Genomic DNA, 1,902 nt, shown 5'->3' with positions numbered 1-1,902 from the left:
CACCGTTCCAGGACACCCAAAAGCATCCGTACTAGACAAGAAGAAAAACCCTGCGGCCGCTATTCGCTGATATTCCACCCGTGAGCACCCGCCGCAGAACCAGCGTCTGCGCAACGGGCATATACTCCTGACAACCCCTCCACACCCACATAACGCGGGGCAAGGTGATCGTAGGTGCTCCTTAGAAAGGAGGTGATCCAGCCGCACCTTCCGGTACGGCTACCTTGTTACGACTTAGTCCCAATCGCCAGTCCCACCTTCGACAGCTCCCTCCCACAAGGGGTTAGGCCACCGGCTTCGGGTGTTACCAACTTTCGTGACTTGACGGGCGGTGTGTACAAGGCCCGGGAACGTATTCACCGCAGCGTTGCTGATCTGCGATTACTAGCGACTCCGACTTCATGGGGTCGAGTTGCAGACCCCAATCCGAACTGAGACCGGCTTTTTGGGATTAGCTCCACCTCACAGTATCGCAACCCTTTGTACCGGCCATTGTAGCATGCGTGAAGCCCAAGACATAAGGGGCATGATGATTTGACGTCGTCCCCACCTTCCTCCGAGTTGACCCCGGCAGTCTCCTATGAGTCCCCGCCATAACGCGCTGGCAACATAGAACGAGGGTTGCGCTCGTTGCGGGACTTAACCCAACATCTCACGACACGAGCTGACGACAACCATGCACCACCTGTGAACCGACCGCAAGCGGGGCACCTGTTTCCAGGTATTTCCAGTCCATGTCAAGCCTTGGTAAGGTTCTTCGCGTTGCATCGAATTAATCCGCATGCTCCGCCGCTTGTGCGGGCCCCCGTCAATTCCTTTGAGTTTTAGCCTTGCGGCCGTACTCCCCAGGCGGGGCACTTAATGCGTTAGCTACGGCGCGGAAAACGTGGAATGTCCCCCACACCTAGTGCCCAACGTTTACGGCATGGACTACCAGGGTATCTAATCCTGTTCGCTCCCCATGCTTTCGCTCCTCAGCGTCAGTTAATGCCCAGAGACCTGCCTTCGCCATCGGTGTTCCTCCTGATATCTGCGCATTTCACCGCTACACCAGGAATTCCAGTCTCCCCTACATCACTCTAGTCTGCCCGTACCCACCGCAGATCCGGAGTTGAGCCCCGGACTTTCACGGCAGACGCGACAAACCGCCTACGAGCTCTTTACGCCCAATAATTCCGGATAACGCTTGCGCCCTACGTATTACCGCGGCTGCTGGCACGTAGTTAGCCGGCGCTTCTTCTGCAGGTACCGTCACCTTACGGCTTCTTCCCTACTGAAAGAGGTTTACAACCCGAAGGCCGTCATCCCTCACGCGGCGTCGCTGCATCAGGCTTCCGCCCATTGTGCAATATTCCCCACTGCTGCCTCCCGTAGGAGTCTGGGCCGTGTCTCAGTCCCAGTGTGGCCGGTCACCCTCTCAGGCCGGCTACCCGTCGTCGCCTTGGTAAGCCATTACCTCACCAACAAGCTGATAGGCCGCGAGTCCATCCAAAACCACAAAAAGCTTTCCACCCCCCACCATGCGATGAGGAGTCATATCCGGTATTAGACCCAGTTTCCCAGGCTTATCCCAGAGTTAAGGGCAGGTTACTCACGTGTTACTCACCCGTTCGCCACTAATCCCCCCAGCAAGCTGGAGATCATCGTTCGACTTGCATGTGTTAAGCACGCCGCCAGCGTTCATCCTGAGCCAGGATCAAACTCTCCGTTGAAGTAAAACAAAAACAGAAACAACCAACACCCCCGGAAATAACGGAAGAAGAAAGCTGCAAAATTTGAAACCAGCTGTAAAAACCAGACCACACCACAGGATGGCATGACCCGGCAAATTCAACCAATTCAATACAATAAATTGGTATCAACAAACTTGGCACACTATTGAGTTCTCAAACAACAGACACA

Annotated in this window: 1 rRNA gene; it reads right to left on the bottom strand. The window is 55.1% G+C overall.

Features of this window, described 5'->3' with window-relative positions:
* Positions 1-185 precede the first annotated feature (185 nt).
* Positions 186-1,712 (bottom strand): 16S ribosomal RNA (locus ABIB27_RS19245).
* Between the last annotated feature and the right edge of the window lie 190 nt (positions 1,713-1,902).

This window comes from Arthrobacter sp. UYEF21, from assembly GCF_040546085.1.
Taxonomy (GTDB): Bacteria; Actinomycetota; Actinomycetes; order Actinomycetales; family Micrococcaceae; genus Arthrobacter.
The sequence above is the reverse complement of the archived record's forward strand: the minus strand, read 5'-3'. Positions and strand labels throughout refer to the sequence as shown.